The sequence below is a fragment of the Pseudomonas sp. 29 genome, assembly GCF_002754355.1.
GTDB classification, from domain to species: domain Bacteria; phylum Pseudomonadota; class Gammaproteobacteria; order Pseudomonadales; family Pseudomonadaceae; genus Aquipseudomonas; species Aquipseudomonas neuropathica.
Map to the genome: position 1 here is coordinate 3,330,096 of NZ_PEEY01000001.1, position 17,260 is coordinate 3,347,355.

The window sequence follows — 17,260 nt, forward strand, 5'->3', positions numbered from 1 at the left end:
ATTGGACTTATGGAGAGGTTATCGGCCGGGTGATGGCAATCTGTAACACAATTTATCCGATGCGCAGAATCAGAAGAGCCGGGCGAGCAGGGCGGTGACGGCGGTTTCGACGCGCAGGATGCGCTCGCCCAGTTGCACCGGTTGCAGACCGGACTTGGCCAGCAGGTCGATTTCGTAAGGAATCCAGCCACCTTCGGGGCCGATGGCCAACGTCACCGGTTCGCTCAAGGCGCGTGGGCACGGCGGATAGTTGCCGGGGTGGCCGACCAGACCGAGGGTACCGTCGGTGATCGCCGGCAACCGGTCTTCCACGAAAGGCTTGAAGCGTTTTTCGATGATGATTTCCGGCAGCACGGTGTCGCGGGCCTGTTCGAGGCCGAGGATCAGTTGCTCACGAATCGCTTCAGGTTCCAGAAACGGCGTCTGCCAAAAACTCTTCTCGACCCGATAGCTGTTGACCAGGATCACCTTCGACACGCCCATGGTCGCGACGGTCTGGAATACCCGGCGAAGCATTTTCGGGCGAGGCAGCGCCAGCACCAGGGTCAACGGCAGCTTGGCTGGTGGTGGCTGATCGAGGCTGACGCGCAGCTCGGCTTCACCTGCTTCGAGGCGCAGCAGCTCAGCCGAACCCATCAGCCCGTTGATACGGCCAACGCGCAGGCTGTCACCGACTTCCGAGCGGTGGACTTCCTGCATGTGGGTCAAGCGGCGATCACGCAGCACCACGCGGTCGGCCGCAATGAAATCGGCCTCTTCGAGCAACAGCAGGTTCATGCCTGGGTCGCTGGCGGCTGGTCGTTGTGGTCGTCGGCCGGGTTCTCTTCCGGACGTTCGCGCTTGCTGATCAAACCACCGAACAGGATGCCGATTTCGAACAGCATCCACATCGGCACGGCCAGCAGGGTCTGCGAGAAGATGTCCGGCGGCGTCAGGATCATGCCGACCACGAAGCAGCCGATGATCACGTAAGGGCGGATTTTCTTCAGGTATTTGACGTCGACCACGCCGATCCACACCAGCAGCACCACAGCCACCGGGATCTCGAACGCCACGCCGAAGGCGAAGAACAGCGTCATGACGAAATCGAGGTAACTGGCGATGTCGGTCATCATTTCCACGCCGGCCGGGGTGGCGGCAGCGAAGAACTTGAAGATCAGCGGGAACACGAAGTAATAGGCGAACGCCATGCCGGTGTAGAACAGCAGAATGCTGGAGACCAGCAGCGGCACCGCAATGCGCTTCTCGTGTTTGTACAGGCCCGGCGCGATAAAGCCCCAGATCTGATGCAGGATCACCGGGATCGCGAGGAACAGCGAAACCATCATCGTCAGCTTCAGCGGCGTCAGGAACGGCGACGACACGTCGGTGGCGATCATCGTCGCGCCGACCGGCAGGTACTGGCGCAGCGGGGTCGAGACAAAGGTATAGATCTGCTGGGTGAACGCAAACAGCCCGGCGAAGATGATGAAGATCGCCGCCACACAACGCAGCAGGCGGGTGCGCAACTCGGTGAGGTGCGAAACCAGCGGCATGTGCTGGTCGTTTTCGGGGAGATCGCTCATGGGGCTCGCGGCGGCAATGTTGGGTCGTGAGGCGCTGGTGTGATCGGCGCGGCGGTTGGGGACACGTGTTCAACCGAAGTTTCTGCGGCCACCGGTTCTGTCGGCGCTACAACGGCAGTAGGTGCAGGTGCAGGTGCAGGTGTCGGTGCTGGCGCAACGGGTGCAGCTGGCGCATGAATCGTCTGCTGCCCGACATGTTCAACTTCAACCGGCGCCGGCTCTTGCTGGACCGGATTGAAAATCTTCCGCGCTTCCTGCTCCAGCGACAGAATGTGCTCGTTGTGCAGTTGCCGACGGATCTCGTCGGCACCGATTTCACGTTCAACTTCCTGTTTGATCGCGTTGAAGCTGCGCTTCAGCCGTCCGACCCACAGGCCAGCGGTGCGCGCAGCGCCCGGCAGACGCTCGGGGCCCAGCACCAGCAGGGCGACGAGGCCGACGAGCAGCAGTTCAGAGAAGCTGATACCAAACATTAGTCAGTGCTCACACGTCTTTGCGGATCGGCTCTTCGACTTTTTGCGCCTGCACGTCGATGGTGTGCGGCGGGTTGGCCTGAGCGGTGGCCTGCGGCTGCACCGGTGGCACCGGCTGCGCAGGCGTCACGGTTGGATCAGCGGCCGGTTTTTCGTCGTCGTTCATGGCTTTGCGGAAGCCCTTGATCGACTCGCCAACGTCGGTGCCGAGGTTTTTCAGTTTCTTGGTGCCGAACACCAGCACCACGACAACCAGAATGACGATCCAGTGTTTCCAGTCAAAAATGCCCATGTTGCTGTTCCTCTCTAAAAGTTGTTCAGGCGGACGGACGCGAGGCTTTCTCGACGTGTCCGGACAGGCCGAAGCGGCGATCCAGTTCATCCAGCACGGCCTGCGGATGCTGCCCCAGTTGGGCGAGCATGACCATGCTGTGGAACCACAGGTCAGCGGTCTCGTAGATCACGTCGCTGCAGTCGCCGCTGATGGCGGCATCCTTGGCGGCAATAATGGTTTCGACCGACTCTTCGCCGACTTTCTCCAGAATCTTGTTCAAACCATTGTGATACAGACTAGCTACATAGGAGCTATCGGCGGCTGCGCCTTTGCGCTCTTCAAGTACCTGAGCGAGGCGGGTCAGGGTGTCACTCATGTTTGTGTCCTGCGGAATAAATGGCGTGCGGGTCTTTCAGAACCGGGTCGACGGTTTTCCAGTCGCCGTTTTCGAAGGCACGGTAAAAGCAGCTTTGACGGCCGGTATGGCAAGCGATGTCGCCGATCTGTTCAACCATCAGGATGATCACGTCGGCGTCACAGTCCAGACGCATCTCATGCAAGGTCTGTACATGGCCGGACTCTTCGCCCTTGCGCCACAGCTTGCCACGGGAACGTGACCAGTAGATTGCACGGTTTTCCGCAGCGGTCAGTTCGAGCGCTTCGCGGTTCATCCAGGCCATCATCAGCACGCGTCCGGTCTTGTGATCCTGGGCAATCGCCGGCACCAGGCCATCAGCGTCCCATTTGATCTCGTCCAGCCAGTTTTTCATCTTCGACTCCGACAGCGAACCCCACACTTCAATAGTCGGGTTCAGGCATTGAAACAGTGTGCCAGTCGATCACGAAACTGGCTATCGGCGAACGACCAGATACAAGCCGACTGCCACCATGATCCCAGCCGGCCAATGCCCCAATTCGTGCAGCGGGCCACCGAGGGCGAGGATCACCCCACCGGCCAGATGCGCGCAACCGAGCAGGCGCAGGAACCAGTCGTCCTTGCGTTTGTGCCACGGTGGCGGCGGGTCGTAGGCGTGCGGCTGCGACATGCGTTCGAGCAGATCACGGGCCATATTCGCCAGGTGCGGCAGTTGTTCGAACTGGCTCTGCACGTTGCCGAGCAAGGCTTTCGGGCTGACGCGCTCGCGCATCCAGCGTTCGAGGAACGGCTGCGCGGTGTTCCACAGATCCAGATCCGGGTACAGCTGACGGCCGAGGCCTTCGATGTTCAGCAAGGTTTTTTGCAGCAGCACCAGTTGCGGCTGCACTTCCATGTTGAAGCGGCGTGCAGTCTGGAACAGGCGCATCAGCACCTGGCCAAATGAAATATCTTTTAACGGTTTTTCGAAGATCGGTTCGCACACAGTGCGGATCGCCGCTTCGAATTCGTTGAGTTTGGTTTCCGCCGGCACCCAGCCCGAATCGATGTGCAGTTGCGCCACACGGCGGTAGTCACGCTTGAAGAAGGCGAACAGGTTGCGCGCCAGATAATCCTGGTCTTCCGGGGTCAGGCTGCCGACGATGCCGCAATCGATCGCAATGTACTGCGGGCTCCACGGATTGACGGTGCTGACGAAGATGTTGCCCGGGTGCATGTCGGCGTGAAAGAAACTGTCGCGGAACACTTGGGTGAAGAAAATCTCCACACCGCGTTCGGCAAGCATTTTCATGTCGGTGCGCTGGTCGGCAAGTGTCGCCAGATCGGTGACCTGGATGCCGTAGATACGCTCCATCACCAGCACTTTCGGCCGGCACCAGTCCCAATAGACTTGCGGCACGTAGAGCAGCGGCGAACCTTCGAAGTTACGCTTCAACTGGCTGGCGTTGGCCGCCTCGCGCAGCAGATCGAGTTCGTCGTAGATGGTTTTTTCGTAGTCCTGGACCACGTCGACCGGGTGCAGCAGACGCGCGTCGGCCGAGAGCTTTTCGGCGGCGCGGGCGAGGATGAACAGCCACGCCAGATCCTGCGCAATGATCGGCTTCAGGCCCGGGCGGATCACTTTGACCACGACTTCTTCGCCGGTTTTCAACTGCGCGGCATGCACCTGCGCCACCGAGGCCGAGGCCAGCGGTTCGACGTCGAAACGGCTGAACACGTCGCTGATCTTCTTGCCGAGCTGTTCTTCGATCAGCTTGATCGACAGCTGCGAGTCGAACGGCGGCACGCGGTCCTGCAACAGCATCAGCTCATCGGCGATGTCTTCCGGCAACAGGTCGCGGCGGGTCGAAAGAATCTGCCCGAACTTGATGAAAATCGGCCCGAGATCCTGCAACGCCAAGCGCAGACGCGCGCCCCGGCTCAGGTCCAGCGGCTTGCGCGGGAACCAGCGCCACGGCAGCACATAGCGCAGCGCCAGAAGGAACCACGGCAACGGCAGATCGAACAGCAGGTCATCGAGGCGGTAGCGGATCACGACGCGCTGGATGCGCAACAGACGGCGGACGGCAAGCAGCTTCATGCGTTATCGCTTGGGTCGAGGGATCGGGAAAGGCGCTCGAAACGCGCCTCGAGACGTTCCAGATCAAGTTTGATCCGGTCCAGTTCGCTGAATCGCGCTTCGGCTTCGCGCTGCCCGACGAGGGTGCGCGATTCTTCGGCGAGGTATTCGGCGAGGTTCTGGTTGAGGCTGGCAAATCCTTGTTGATACCAGCGTGCGCGGCTGCGCAGATGGCCACCGACCAGTTGCGTGGCGACCGGGCCGAGCCAGCGCGAGAGTTCGTACTCCCAGTCCAGCTCAAGGTCTTGCAGCACACCGGCCAGCTCCAGCAGCACGCCGCTGTCGCCATCGAGCTCGACTTCCGGGGCATGCAGCACTGCGGTCTTGTCTTTGCTCACGGCCAGTTTGATCAGGCTCGAGGCCGGCGCACGCAGGGTGCAGTCGACACCGGTTTCCCAATGCGAGGCCAGCATCAGACCTTCGTCACTCGGCAGGATGAACAGTTGCAGCGCCGGGCTGCGGCAGTCGACGGCAATCACCTTGCCGGTCAAATGCGCCAGCCGCGGCAGCGCCGTGCTGTCGAGACGCAGCACCCGGTTGAGGCCGAGTTCAACGCTGGCGAGCAGCCCGGTGAGCAACATCAGGGCTTGATGCCACGGTGCAGGGCGACGATGCCTGCGGTCATGTTGTGATAGGTCACGCGGTCGAAACCGGCGTCGACCATCATCGACTTCAGGGTTTCCTGATTCGGATGCATGCGGATCGATTCGGCCAGGTAGCGATAGCTTTCCGAGTCGTTGGTGATCAGCTTGCCCATCAGCGGCATGAAGGCGAACGAATAAGCGTCGTAGGCTTTCGACATCAGCGCGTTGGTCGGTTTGGAGAATTCCAGCACCAGCAGACGACCGCCGGGCTTGAGTACACGCAGCATCGAGCGCAGGGCGTCTTCTTTGTGCGTCACGTTGCGCAGGCCGAAGGCGATGGTCACGCAGTCGAAGTGGTTGTCCGGGAACGGCAGTTTTTCCGCGTCCGCCTGAACGAATTCGACGTTGCCGGCGACACCCAGATCGAGCAGGCGGTCACGGCCGACCTTGAGCATCGATTCGTTGATGTCGGCCAATACCACCTGACCGGTCGGGCCGACCAGGTGCGAGAACTTTTTGGTCAGGTCACCGGTACCGCCGGCGATGTCCAGCACGCGGTTACCGCTGCGTACGCCCGACAGTTCGATCGCGAAACGCTTCCACAGGCGGTGCATGCCGCCCGACAGAAGGTCGTTCATCAAGTCGTATTTCGCGGCTACCGAGTGGAAAACTTCAGCGACTTTTTCCGCTTTCTGGCTTTCCGGAACGTTTTTGAAGCCGAAGTGAGTGGTGGGTTCGGCATCGCTGCCTTTGCGCTGATCAGTCATATCGCTGTCACCAAAAGAGAATGCGCGACATTCTAATCCCCAAGCCATGCTTTGTCTTGGAATGGCTAAAGGTAAGATGGGCAACCCTCGGGACGATTTGCCGCAGCGGCGGTCAAGATTTACCGACACATCTTTTTCGTCCCATTCAAAAAGCAGGAGTCAATCAATGGCCAAAATCACTGTTGAGCGTGCCCACAACCTGGGTAAGGAAGCCGCCCGCGAGAAGGCCGACAAGCTGGCGCAAAAACTCTCCGATCAATATGGCCTGGAGCCGCAATGGTCCGGCGATACCCTGAACCTCAAGCGCTCGGGCGTGAAAGGCGCGGTGCATGTGGCGGACGATTCGATCAAGGTCGATGTGGAGTTGGGCATCATTATGTCGGCCATGAGCGGCATGATCAAAGCCGAGATCGAGAAGGCCCTAGACAAAGCTCTGGTCTGAAACACGGTCCCCTGTAGGAGTGAGCCTGCTCGCGATAGCGGTCTGTCAGTCACCAGAAATTTGATTGAAAGACCGCTATCGCGAGCAGGCTCACTCCTACATTTTTTTGCGCTGCACCCGAGCTTTTATGTCAGTTGTTAGGGTGCCGTTTCTAATTTATCTCCTTACTTTGTGCCTGAGCCCGACACTTTCGCGGGCAGTTCCTCAAACCTTCTGCGCGTGAGGTGCACCATGGCCAAAGTCATTTTGAAGAAAAAAATCGACGCTTCGACTTCTGCTCTGAGCGACGTCAAATCCTATGCCCGCAAGATCTGGCTGGCAGGCCTGGGTGCCTACGCCAAGGTCGGCCAAGAGGGCAGCGACTACTTTCAAGAGCTGATCAAGGCTGGTCAAACTGTTGAAAAGAAAGGCAAAAAAGCCGTCACCGAAAAACTCGAAGCGGCCAACGCCGATATCGATGAAGCCAAGAGCGAAGTCAGCTCGTTCAAAGGTCGTGTCGAAGTTCAGCTCGACAAGGTCGAGAAGGCGTTCGACTCCCGTGTAGCAAGCGCCTTGAATCGTATCGGCATTCCGTCTAAACATGACGTTGAGACACTCTCTGCTAAGCTCGATGAGCTGACGGCATTGCTCGAACGCGTCGCGCGTAAATCTTAAGGAGAACGGGATGGCTGGTAAAAAGAACACCGATAAAGAAGGCAGCTCGTGGATCGGGAAAGTCGAAGACTACTCCCGCAAAATCTGGCTGGCTGGTTTAGGCGTGTACTCGAAGATCGACACTGACGGCAGCAAGCTCTTCGATACATTGGTCAAAGACGGCGAGAAAGCCGAGAAGCTCACCAAATCCGCAGTCGGCAAAAAAGTCGACGCTGCCAAGGATTCCGCTTCTTCGGCCAAGTCGCGCATCAGCGGCGTGAAAGATCGCGCACTGGGCAAATGGGACGAGCTGGAAGGGGCTTTCGACAAGCGCCTGAACAGCGCAATCTCGCGCCTGGGTGTACCGAGCCGCAATGAGGTCAAAGCACTGCATAGCAAGGTGGAAACCTTGACCAAGCAGATCGAAAAACTCACCGGTCTGAAAACCCAACCGGTGGCGGCCAAAACCGCTGCGGCAAAACCGGCCGCGAAAACGGCTGCGGCCAAACCAGCAGCCAAGTCGGCTGCCAAGCCACTGGCCAAAGCGGCAGCTAAACCTGCTGCTAAAGCCGCGGCCAAGCCAGCAGCGAAAACCGCAGCCGCCAAGCCTGCAGCCAAAGCCGCAGCCAAACCGGTTGCCGCCAAAGCCGCTGCCAAGCCGGCAGCTAAACCTGCGGCCAAAACTGCAGCGAAACCCGCCGCCAAGCCAGTAGCGAAAACTGCTGCCGCCAAGCCTGCAGCGAAACCTGCTGCGGCGAAAAAACCGGCAGTGAAAAAACCGGCCGCGCCGAAAGCCGCTGCGCCGAAACCGGCCGCACCTGCTGCAGCCAAACCTGCCGCTCCGGCAGCTCCGGTGAGTGCGTCGAATTCCGCCGCAGCACCGACTCCGGCGGCCACCCCGACTGCTGCATCGACCCCGTCGACGCCAACCAGTCAGTCCTGATTCTTCAGGGCAAAACAAAACGCCCGGCCTGTGAAGGTCGGGCGTTTTTGTTTGTGCATTTCAAGGCCGCCCCTCACCCCAGCCCTCTCCCAGAGGGAGAGGGGGCCGAACGAGGTGTCTTGCGTCGTACGTCGACCTGAACGATCGAGTCGATTATGGATTCAACAAAACCCTTTCAGGTCGGTGTAGCTCATCAGCATCCCCCAATCAGTCCCCTCTCCCTCCGGGCGGTCCGACGTTTCGGGAGGGCTAGGGTGAGGGGCTTTTGATTTCAGTCGTGATCTTCAAGGTATTGCAGAGCCATCCTTTCGGTCGCGACTTTCACCGGCGGCAGCAAATGCGGCGCTACCAGCATCATGATCTGGTAAACCACCAACCTGACCTCACCCTCACGATCCAGAATCCGCTGATAATCCAGCGAAAACAGCAACGTCATGGTGATCTGCTCCACCAGTTGCCCCAACGCCTGCGTATCACTGACCAGTTGTCCCGAAGCCTTCAACCGCGCGAGCAACGACGCCAGTGTGCGCTTCAGTGCATTGAGCAAATGGCGAATGCCCTTGGCCAGTTTTGGCAAGCGCCCGGCGAGGTTCGACAGGTCCTGGAACAGAAAGCGGTACTGCGCCAACCGCTCGACGATCAAATGCAAAAACAGCCAGTAATCTTCCGGCGCCAGTTCCACATCCGAGGGCGGATCGAGCAGTGGCGCCAGTTCACTCTGGAAGCGTTCGAACAAGCCGAGAATCAGCGGTTCCTTGCCGTGGAAGTGGTAGTAGAGGTTGCCCGGGCTGATCCCCATTTCGTTGGCCACCTCCATGGTGGAGACGTTCGGCTCGCCCTTTTCGTTGAACAGTTGCAAAGCACATTCGAGAATCCGGTCGCGGGTTTTCATCCAGTCTTCTTAGAAAAGTTCGGTTAAGCGTCAGCGCACACGCACGTAAGTACCGGGCGCTGCCTCCATCGGTGGATAGTTCGGGCTGCCGAGGGTAAACGTGGTTTCGTGCTGGGCGCCGGAGCGCTGTTGAATCCACTCCAGCCACTGCGGCCACCAACTGCCATCGACGTGTTTACCATCGTAGTACCAGGCACGCGGGTCGCTGCTCATCTTGCCGTTCTCGATATAGGCAGCTTTCGGGTTGCTCGGCGGGTTGAGAATGCTCTGCACGTGGCCGCTGTTGGACAGCACGAAACGCCGTTCGCCACCGAGCAGCAGGGTTGAGCGATACACCGCATCCCACGGCGTGATGTGGTCGTTCATGCCGGCGACGCTGAAACTGTCGACGGTGACTTTCTGCAGGTCGATCGGCGTGCCGCACACTTCCAGCCCGCCCGGATGGGTCAGTGGGTTGTGCTTGAAGAAGTCCAGCAGGTCGCCGTGAAATGCCGCTGGCAGACGGGTGTTGTCGTTGTTCCAGTAGAGGATGTCGAAGGCCGGCGGCTCTTTGCCCAGCAGGTAATTGTTGACGAAGTAGCTCCAGATCAAATCGTTGGGGCGCATCCAGGCGAAGACCTTGGCCATGTCGCGCCCGTCGAGCACGCCTTTCTGGTACGAGCGGCGTTTGGCGGCTTCGAGGGTTTGTTCATCAGCGAAGAGGGTGGCCGGAGTTTCGATCTGGCTGTCGAGCAGGCTGACCAGGTAGGTCGCACTGGAGACGCGGCGCAGTTGCCGCTTGGCCTGCAAATGCCCTTGCAGGGCGGCGATGGTCAGGCCGCCAGCGCAGGCGCCCATCAGGTTGACTTCGCGGGCGCCGGTGATCGCCCGGCAGATGTTCATCGCCTCTTCCACCGCCTCGACATACGTCGACAGGCCCCATTCGCGATGGCGTACATCCGGGTTGCGCCAACTGATCATGAAGGTCTGCAGGCCGTTTTTCAGTGCGTACTGGACGAAGCTGTTATGTGGGCTGAGGTCGAAAATGTAGTACTTGTTGATTTGCGGCGGCACCACCAGCAGCGGCTTGGCGTACTGCTTTTCGCTCATCGGTCGATACTGGATCAGCTCAAGCAAATCGTTGCGAAACACCACCGAGCCGGTGGTGGTGGCGACGGTCTTGCCGACCTCGAAAGCCTGTTTGGTCACCTGACGTGGCAGGCCGTCGTTGTGCAGCAGATCATCGAACAAATGACTGAGGCCGCGCACCAGGCTGTGCCCGCCGGAGTTGAACAGCTCCTTGACCGCCAGCGGGTTGAGCAAGGTGTTCGACGGCGCCACAGCGTCGTTGAGCAGGGTGAAGGCGAAATGCGCGCGGGCGCGATCGTCATCGCTCATGTTGCTTTCGTCGATCCAGCTTTTGACCTGTTTTTGCCAGGCCAGATAGGCCTGCAGGCTGCGCCGGTAGAATGGATTGAGGCTCCACGCCGGATCAGCGAAACGGCTGTCGTTCGGATTGGTCGGGTGCAGGGTTTCGCCAAGCAGCACGCGGCCCAATTGACCGCCGAGTTTCAAGGCATGCTTCGCACTGTGGATCGGGTTACGCAGGCCATGGGCTGCCACGCTGCGCAAGGTCGAGATCAGGTCCCGGCCACGCAGGCCGGTGATCGCACTTTGTGCATTGATGAACACGGCGGGGCTGGGCACTACGCCCGTCGCTGGTTTGTCGCGCATGACTCAACACTCCTTCGTCTTCAGGCCAAAAACAAACTCACCGAACCAGAACACCATAGACGCTGTTACGGGTTGCTGCCTGCGCGGCGTCCTGCCGCGCACTCTTTACTAAAGGCTTGCATAAAGCCTGCCGCCGGGGTTAGCCGCCGAGCGGTGTCGGATGCGGGTGCATCACCGCCCGCTGACGTTCCTCCTGGAGGAATTTCATGATGATCGGCGCCACCGCTTCGGCGCGGGTAATCAGGAACAGGTGGCCGTCGTCGATGATGTGCAGTTGCGCGTTGGGAATGCGCCAGGCGAGCATGCGCATGTTGATCAGCGGGATCAGCGGATCGTCATCACCGGCCAGCACCAGCGTCGGCTGATGGATCTTGTGCAGCCAGTGAATGCTGGTCCAGCCGAGGCCGGCGAACAGTTGCCAGTAATAACCGAGCTTGCCCGCCGAACGCACTTTCGCCGCGTGGCTGGCCGCCAGGGTCGGGTCGCGGCGGAACGAGCCGCCATAGATCAGCGGGGCGATACGGATCACGTGGGACGGCTGAATGTAGCGCCGCGGACTGGCCATCATCCACAGCACTTTCGGTTTGCCCGGCACCATCACGGCACCGGCAGCGGTGGCCGCCAGCACCAGTTTCTTGCAGCGCTCGGGGTAGTCGTAGGCGAACTGCTGCGCAAGTGCGCCGCCCCACGACACGCCGATGACGTTGACCTGCCCGTAGTCGAGATAATCGAGCATGCGCGACGTCAGCTTGGCCAGACCGGGAAAACGATATGGCCGGTTCGGCGTCGAGGAGCCGCCGACACCGGGCACGTCAAAGGCGATCACTTCCAGATCCGGGTCCAGCGCCGCGACAAACGGAAATACCAGCTCCAGGTTGGCGCCAATGCCGTTGAAAATCAGCAAGGGCGTCAAGTGAGGCTTGCCGGGGCGCACCGCCGTGCGGAGGGTTTGACCATCCAGATCGACGGTACGGAATATGAACGGTTGCGGCATGCGTCAGGCCCTGTGGATTTCAAGTACACCCCGCCCCCTGTGGGAGCGAGCCTGCTCGCGAAGGCGTCGTGTCAGCCAACATCGATGTTGATTGAATGAGCGCTTTCGCGAGCAGGCTCGCTCCCACAATGACGGGGTGGTGTCAGTTACCGCTCATGTACATAAGTGCCCGGCGAAGCTTCACCCGCCGGGTACGCTTTGTTGCCCAGTTTCAGCGGGGCCTTTTTCAGGTTGCCCGAACGCTCGGCCTGCCACGCCTGCCAGTACAGCCACCAGGAATCGGTGTGCTTGGTCGAGTTCTCTTGCCACTCATCGGCATTGGCGGCCATCTCCTCGCCGGTCATGTAGCGCGATTTCGGGTTGCCCGGCGGGTTCAGAATGCTCTGGATATGCCCGCTGCTCGACAACACGAACTCGACCTTGCCGCCAAACAGCTGCGCCGACTTGTAGCAGGACTTCCACGGGGTGATGTGGTCGTTGGTGCCGGCCAGCGAGAAGATATCGGCGGTGACCTGCTTGAGGTCGATCGGCGTGCCGCACACTTCCAGTGCATTCGGGCGAATCAGTGGGTTGTTTTTGAACATCTCGATCAGGTCACCGTGGAACGCGGCGGGCAACCGGGTGGTGTCGTTGTTCCAGAACAGGATGTCGAACACCGGCGGCTCGTTGCCGAGCAGGTAGTTGTTGACCCAGTAGTTCCAGATCAGATCATTGGGGCGCATCCAGGCGAAGACCTTGGCCATGTCTTTGCCTTCAAGCACGCCGGCCTGATACGAGTGGCGCTTGGCGGTCTCCAGGGTCTGCTCGTCGACGAACAGCGCGACGTCGCTGTCCAGCGTCGTGTCGAGCACGCTGACCAGCAGCGTCAGGGCATTGACCTTCTTCTCGCCGATCGCCGCGTAGTGGCCGAGCAGGGCGGTGCAGGTGATGCCGCCGGAGCAGGCGCCGAGCATGTTCACGTCTTTGCTGCCGGTGATCGCGGTGACCACATCGACCGCTTCTTTCAGCGCATCGATATATGTCGACAGGCCCCACTCACGCTGGGCCTTGGTCGGGTTGCGCCAGCTGACGATGAACGTCTGCACGTTATTGCGCAGGCAAAAGCGCGCCAGACTCTTGTCCGGGCTCAAATCGAATACGTAGAACTTGTTGATCTGCGGCGGCACCACCAGCAATGGACGCTCGTGGACTTGCTCGGTGATCGGCTTGTACTGGATCAGCTCCAGCACGTCGTTGCGAAACACCACCGCGCCGTCGGTGACGCCGAGGCTCTTGCCGACCTCGAACGCGCCCATGTTGACCTGACTCGGCATGCCGCCGTTGTGCACCAGATCCTTGGCCAGATGCGAGAGGCCGTCGAGCAGGCTTTTGCCGCCGGTTTCGAAGAAGCGTTTGACTGCTGCGGGGTTGGCCGCCGTGTTGGTCGGGGCCATGGCTTCAGTCATCAGGTTGATGACGAAGTGGCCGCGCGCGATGTCTTTGGGTGAGAGGCTGCTGTCATCGATCCAGGCATGGAGTTCCTTGCGCCACGCCAGGTAAGTTTGCAGATAACGTTTGTAGAGCGGGTTCTGGCTCCACGCAGGATCAGCGAAGCGACGGTCATCGCCTGCCGGTTGCAGTTCGGATTTGCCGAACAGCACGTTCTTCAGTTCGAGGCCGAAATGGGTGACGTGCCTGACGCTATGGATCGGTTGTTTGATGGCCTGTTTCAGCACCATACGAGCAGAGGCCAGCAGATCCTTTCCGCGTAGCCCAACGACGGGATTAAGCCCCAGGGTGTTTTCCGAGGCTTGGTACTTCAGGTCATCGTTATTCTTGTTACTCATCTACGACGCTCCATTGTCCTGAGACGAGTACCCGGTTTTCTGCTGTGCAGTTCCACAGCCAATGCCAGGTACTACTGCTCGGGTGACCGTTAATTCTGCATAGCTGCTTTACAGTCGTAGAGCACTGCAGGGAACTTGCCAGCTCCATTGGTTACCCGAGTTTAATTTTTTTCGCAAGCAGGCCGATCCTCGGCCACACAGCAGAGCATTCAAACAGATGAATTTAGAAAATGCCCTCTAATGAGCGCAAGGCTCGGACTAGAGCATCAGCTTGACGATCGACTCGCTCGGGTCGCGGGTTTTTCCGGCGGCTTTGAGCTCGGCCAGATAATCGGCCCAGAGTGCGTCATAACGTCGCCCCAGCTCGTAGAGATAATCCCAGGTGAACAAACCACTGTCGTGACCATCGTCGAAGGTCAGTTTCAGTGCGTAGTGACCGGCCGGTTCCAGCTTGCTCAGACCGACGTTGATCTTGCCAAATTGCAGGATCGGTTTGCCGTGGCCCTGGACCTCGGCGGAGGGGGAGTGCACGCGCAGGAATTCGGCGGGCAGGGTGTATTCCTCGCCGGACGCGTAGGTGAGCGTCAGGGTCTTCGAGGCTTTGTGCAGTTTGATGTCGGTGGGGATTTGAGTCATGGGCTGGCGTCCGAAGTGTGGGCGACCCTTGAGCAAATGTGGGAGCGAGCTTGCTCGCGAAAGCGGTGTGTCAGACAACATTGATGTCGACTGACACGGCCTCTTCGCGAGCAAGCTCGCTCCCACAGGGTCCGCTACCGCTGTAAGTATGGCTTACAGGATATAACGGGACAGGTCTTCGTTCTGCGCCAATTCACCGAGGTGGCTGTTGACGTATTCGGCGTCGATCAGAATCGGCTTCTCATCGTGGGTGCTGGCCAGATCGCCGGCACTGAACGACACCTCTTCGAGCAGACGCTCAAGCAGCGTGTGCAGACGACGGGCACCGATGTTTTCGGTTTTCTCGTTGACCTGCCAGGCGATCTCCGCCAGACGCTTGATGCCTTCCGGCTGGAACTGGATATTCAGGCCTTCGGTTTTCAACAGCGCGCAATATTGCTCGGTCAGGGAGGCATGCGGTTCGCTGAGGATGCGTTCGAAGTCCGACGGGCTCAGGGCCTTGAGTTCAACGCGGATCGGCAGGCGACCTTGCAACTCAGGCACTAGATCGCTCGGCTTGCTCAGGTGGAACGCACCGGAGGCGATAAACAGGATGTGGTCAGTCTTGACCATGCCCAGTTTGGTGTTGACGGTGCAGCCTTCGATCAGCGGTAGCAGGTCGCGCTGTACGCCTTCACGGGACACATCAGCGCCACCGACGTTACCGCGCTTGGCGACTTTGTCGATTTCGTCGATGAACACGATGCCGTGCTGTTCAACGGCTTCCAGCGCCTTAGCCTTCAGCTCTTCTTCGTTAACCAGACGCCCGGCTTCTTCGTCGCGCACCAGCTTCAGCGCTTCTTTGACCTTGAGCTTGCGCGCTTTCTTTTTGCCCTTGCCCATGTTGGCGAACAGCGACTGCAACTGGTTGGTCATCTCTTCCATGCCCGGCGGCGTGGCGATTTCGATGCCGGCCACTTCGGCGACTTCGATCTCGATTTCCTTGTCATCCAGCTGACCTTCGCGCAGGCGCTTGCGGAACAGCTGACGGGTGTTGGAATCGGAGCTCGGCGCTTCTTCATTGCTGAAGCCCATGCGGGCCGGCGGCAGCAGTGCGTCGAGGATACGATCCTCGGCAGCGTCTTCGGCGCGGTGGCGCACGCGGGTCATTTCCTGCTCACGGAGCATCTTGATCGCGGCGTCGGCCAGATCACGGATGATCGATTCGACGTCACGACCGACGTAGCCGACTTCGGTGAACTTGGTCGCTTCGACCTTGATGAACGGTGCGTTGGCCAGTTTCGCCAGGCGACGGGCGATCTCGGTTTTACCGACACCGGTCGGACCGATCATCAGGATGTTCTTCGGGGTCACTTCAACGCGCAGCTCTTCAGGCAGCTGCATGCGGCGCCAGCGGTTGCGCAGGGCAATCGCGACGGCGCGCTTGGCATCGTCCTGGCCGATGATATGGCGGTTGAGTTCGTGGACGATTTCGCGGGGAGTCATGGACATAATAATTGACGGTCCTCAAGCAGAAAAAAGCCGTGGCACAGGGCCGCGTCAGGCTTATTCAGCGAGATCCTGCTCCTCAATGGTCTGAGTGTGGTTGGTGAATACACAGATGTCGCCGGCGATACCGAGAGCGGTTTCGACGATTTCACGGGCCGACAGATCGGTCTTTTTCAGCAGGGCGCTGGCCGCGGCTTGCGCGTAGCCGCCGCCGGAACCCATGGCGATCAGGCCATCTTCGGGCTCGACCACATCACCGTTGCCGGTAATGATCAGCGAGGCGTCCTTGTTGGCGACCGCGAGCATGGCTTCGAGGCGGCTCAGGGAGCGGTCGGTGCGCCATTCTTTGGCGAGTTCGACAGCGGCGCGCACCAGGTGGCCCTGATGTTTTTCAAGTTGGCCTTCGAAACGTTCGAAGAGGGTAAAGGCGTCGGCGGTGGCACCGGCAAAACCGGCGATGACCTGGCCGTGGTACAGGCGACGAACTTTTTTCGCGTTGCCTTTCATCACGGTATTGCCGAGAGAAACCTGGCCGTCGCCGCCCATGACGACTTTGCCGTGACGGCGGACTGAAACGATGGTGGTCAAGGGAAGAGTCTCCACACAGCGGGGCGAAAGTGCCTTATGCCCATTCATATGGGGGTGCTGGAGAGGATTTCAACCGGGGAGGGTGCGGAGGGACGAACGGCGGGGACTGATCAGGGATATGTGGTGTTGCAAACATTGCCTTCGCGAGCAGGCTCGCTCCCACAGGGACTGCGTTATTCCTGTGGGAGCGAGCTTGCTCGCGAAGAACGATGACGCGGTGGTTTGGCGAATCAGCGGCTCTGGCGTTGTTGTAACAACAGGTTGCTGAAGCCGGCGCCAGCCAGTTGTTTCTGTGCAGTAGTCAGTTGCTCACGGTTGCTGAACGGCCCGACCAATACGCGATACCAGGTTTCATCCTTCACCGTGCCGGACTCAACCGCCACCGCCTGACCGAGCAGAATGATCTGCGCACGCACCTTGTCGGCATCCGTCTCCTTGCGGAACGAACCGGCCTGCAAGAAGAACTTGGTCACCGGCGCGGCTTTGCTCACTGGTGGCGCTGGCGGCGGGGTAATCCCGGCCAGCGCGGCCTGCGCGCGCGCGGTGTCGATCTTCGCCGCTTCCGCCGGGGTCACCGGCGTGGTCGGGATGGCCGGCACTTGTGGCGTCGGCAAGGTCTTCTCCGGCACCGCGTCTGGCGGCACGATCACTTCCGATTCCGGCAGCAGGGTGTAGAAGTCGTACTTCGGCTTCACCGGTTGCGTCGGGCTCGGCGGGGTCTTGTTGGCCTCGGCGATCTTCGACGCTTTCTGCTGTTGCGCCTGTTCGACTTTCTCGCGCTTGACCGTGTCGCTGCCCTTGCCCGGCTCCAGCTTCATCAGAAACACGATGAACGCGCCGACCGTGAGGCCGATGGCCATCCACAGCCAACCCGGAATCGGTTGCTTCGCAGGAGCTTGGTAACGGCTGGCGCCACGCTTGGGTGCAGGTTTTTTCTTGGCAGCCAA

General features: G+C 60.0%; 20 protein-coding genes. 3 read left to right on the forward strand and 17 right to left on the reverse strand.

The window, feature by feature from the left end:
- Positions 1-69: 69 nt before the first annotated feature.
- From CLU80_RS15490 to ubiE, 9 genes are all read right to left on the reverse strand, one after another.
- Entirely contained in the window at positions 70-777 is a 708-nt protein-coding gene (locus tag CLU80_RS15490; RefSeq protein WP_099757766.1) for a 16S rRNA (uracil(1498)-N(3))-methyltransferase, read from the reverse strand.
- On the reverse strand, positions 774-1,565 hold the full coding sequence (gene tatC / locus CLU80_RS15495; protein WP_093430065.1) for a twin-arginine translocase subunit TatC: 792 nt from the start codon (positions 1,563-1,565) through the stop codon (positions 774-776). The genes CLU80_RS15490 and tatC overlap by 4 nt, the downstream gene beginning before the upstream one ends.
- Positions 1,562-2,038 (reverse strand): Sec-independent protein translocase protein TatB, encoded by a 477-nt coding sequence (tatB, locus tag CLU80_RS15500; protein WP_093430066.1) that lies wholly within the window; start codon positions 2,036-2,038, stop codon positions 1,562-1,564. Before tatB ends, tatC begins: the two co-directional genes overlap by 4 nt.
- 10 nt (positions 2,039-2,048) lie before the next feature.
- Positions 2,049-2,330 carry a twin-arginine translocase TatA/TatE family subunit gene (locus CLU80_RS15505; RefSeq protein WP_003220847.1) on the reverse strand — a complete coding sequence of 94 codons (282 nt, stop codon included), beginning with the start codon at positions 2,328-2,330 and terminating at the stop codon, positions 2,049-2,051.
- Between the two features lie 25 nt (positions 2,331-2,355).
- Positions 2,356-2,688, reverse strand: a complete 333-nt coding sequence (locus CLU80_RS15510; protein ID WP_099757767.1) for a phosphoribosyl-ATP diphosphatase — start codon at positions 2,686-2,688, stop codon at positions 2,356-2,358.
- Positions 2,681-3,082 (reverse strand): phosphoribosyl-AMP cyclohydrolase, encoded by a 402-nt coding sequence (gene hisI, locus CLU80_RS15515; RefSeq protein ID WP_099757768.1) that lies wholly within the window; start codon positions 3,080-3,082, stop codon positions 2,681-2,683. Before hisI ends, CLU80_RS15510 begins: the two co-directional genes overlap by 8 nt.
- An 81-nt stretch (positions 3,083-3,163) precedes the next feature.
- Positions 3,164-4,768 carry a ubiquinone biosynthesis regulatory protein kinase UbiB gene (gene ubiB / locus CLU80_RS15520; RefSeq protein WP_016984603.1) on the reverse strand — a complete coding sequence of 535 codons (1,605 nt, stop codon included), beginning with the start codon at positions 4,766-4,768 and terminating at the stop codon, positions 3,164-3,166.
- Positions 4,765-5,388, reverse strand: coding sequence for a ubiquinone biosynthesis accessory factor UbiJ (locus CLU80_RS15525; protein ID WP_007909360.1), 624 nt, complete (start codon positions 5,386-5,388; stop codon positions 4,765-4,767). The genes ubiB and CLU80_RS15525 overlap by 4 nt, the downstream gene beginning before the upstream one ends.
- Entirely contained in the window at positions 5,388-6,158 is a 771-nt protein-coding gene (gene ubiE / locus CLU80_RS15530; RefSeq protein WP_008080626.1) for a bifunctional demethylmenaquinone methyltransferase/2-methoxy-6-polyprenyl-1,4-benzoquinol methylase UbiE, read from the reverse strand. The genes CLU80_RS15525 and ubiE overlap by 1 nt, the downstream gene beginning before the upstream one ends.
- A 166-nt stretch (positions 6,159-6,324) precedes the next feature.
- Between ubiE and CLU80_RS15535 the strand changes: the two genes are divergently transcribed.
- The 3 genes from CLU80_RS15535 to CLU80_RS15545 all read left to right on the forward strand — a co-directional run bounded on the left by CLU80_RS15535 (position 6,325) and on the right by CLU80_RS15545 (position 8,176).
- Entirely contained in the window at positions 6,325-6,600 is a 276-nt protein-coding gene (locus CLU80_RS15535) for a polyhydroxyalkanoic acid system family protein (RefSeq protein ID WP_099757769.1), read from the forward strand.
- 231 nt (positions 6,601-6,831) lie between these two features.
- A complete protein-coding gene (locus CLU80_RS15540) occupies positions 6,832-7,254 on the forward strand; it encodes a phasin family protein (RefSeq protein ID WP_099757770.1) in 423 nt (140 codons plus the stop codon).
- A 10-nt stretch (positions 7,255-7,264) separates the two neighbouring features.
- A complete protein-coding gene (locus CLU80_RS15545; protein WP_099757771.1) occupies positions 7,265-8,176 on the forward strand; it encodes a phasin family protein in 912 nt (303 codons plus the stop codon).
- 271 nt (positions 8,177-8,447) lie between these two features.
- Here CLU80_RS15545 and CLU80_RS15550 read toward each other — a convergent pair whose 3' ends face one another.
- The 8 genes from CLU80_RS15550 to CLU80_RS15585 all read right to left on the reverse strand — a co-directional run bounded on the left by CLU80_RS15550 (position 8,448) and on the right by CLU80_RS15585 (position 17,260).
- The gene (locus tag CLU80_RS15550) at positions 8,448-9,068 is read right to left on the reverse strand and encodes a TetR/AcrR family transcriptional regulator (RefSeq protein ID WP_093430069.1); all 621 of its coding nucleotides are present in this window, start codon (positions 9,066-9,068) and stop codon (positions 8,448-8,450) included.
- A 30-nt stretch (positions 9,069-9,098) separates the two neighbouring features.
- Complete coding sequence (phaC, locus tag CLU80_RS15555; protein WP_099757772.1) at positions 9,099-10,781, reverse strand: class II poly(R)-hydroxyalkanoic acid synthase; 1,683 nt, start codon at positions 10,779-10,781, stop codon at positions 9,099-9,101.
- A gap of 139 nt (positions 10,782-10,920) precedes the next feature.
- Positions 10,921-11,775 (reverse strand): poly(3-hydroxyalkanoate) depolymerase, encoded by an 855-nt coding sequence (gene phaZ / locus CLU80_RS15560; protein ID WP_034152967.1) that lies wholly within the window; start codon positions 11,773-11,775, stop codon positions 10,921-10,923.
- Positions 11,776-11,921: 146 nt separating this feature from the next.
- Positions 11,922-13,601 (reverse strand): class II poly(R)-hydroxyalkanoic acid synthase, encoded by a 1,680-nt coding sequence (gene phaC / locus CLU80_RS15565; RefSeq protein ID WP_099757773.1) that lies wholly within the window; start codon positions 13,599-13,601, stop codon positions 11,922-11,924.
- Positions 13,602-13,859: 258 nt separating this feature from the next.
- Positions 13,860-14,237 carry a gamma-butyrobetaine hydroxylase family protein gene (locus tag CLU80_RS15570; protein ID WP_093430072.1) on the reverse strand — a complete coding sequence of 126 codons (378 nt, stop codon included), beginning with the start codon at positions 14,235-14,237 and terminating at the stop codon, positions 13,860-13,862.
- A gap of 153 nt (positions 14,238-14,390) precedes the next feature.
- Entirely contained in the window at positions 14,391-15,728 is a 1,338-nt protein-coding gene (gene hslU / locus CLU80_RS15575) for an ATP-dependent protease ATPase subunit HslU (protein ID WP_064388878.1), read from the reverse strand.
- A gap of 54 nt (positions 15,729-15,782) precedes the next feature.
- The gene (hslV, locus tag CLU80_RS15580; RefSeq protein WP_016984593.1) at positions 15,783-16,313 is read right to left on the reverse strand and encodes an ATP-dependent protease subunit HslV; all 531 of its coding nucleotides are present in this window, start codon (positions 16,311-16,313) and stop codon (positions 15,783-15,785) included.
- Between the two features lie 230 nt (positions 16,314-16,543).
- On the reverse strand, positions 16,544-17,260 hold the full coding sequence (locus CLU80_RS15585; RefSeq protein ID WP_007909385.1) for an SPOR domain-containing protein: 717 nt from the start codon (positions 17,258-17,260) through the stop codon (positions 16,544-16,546).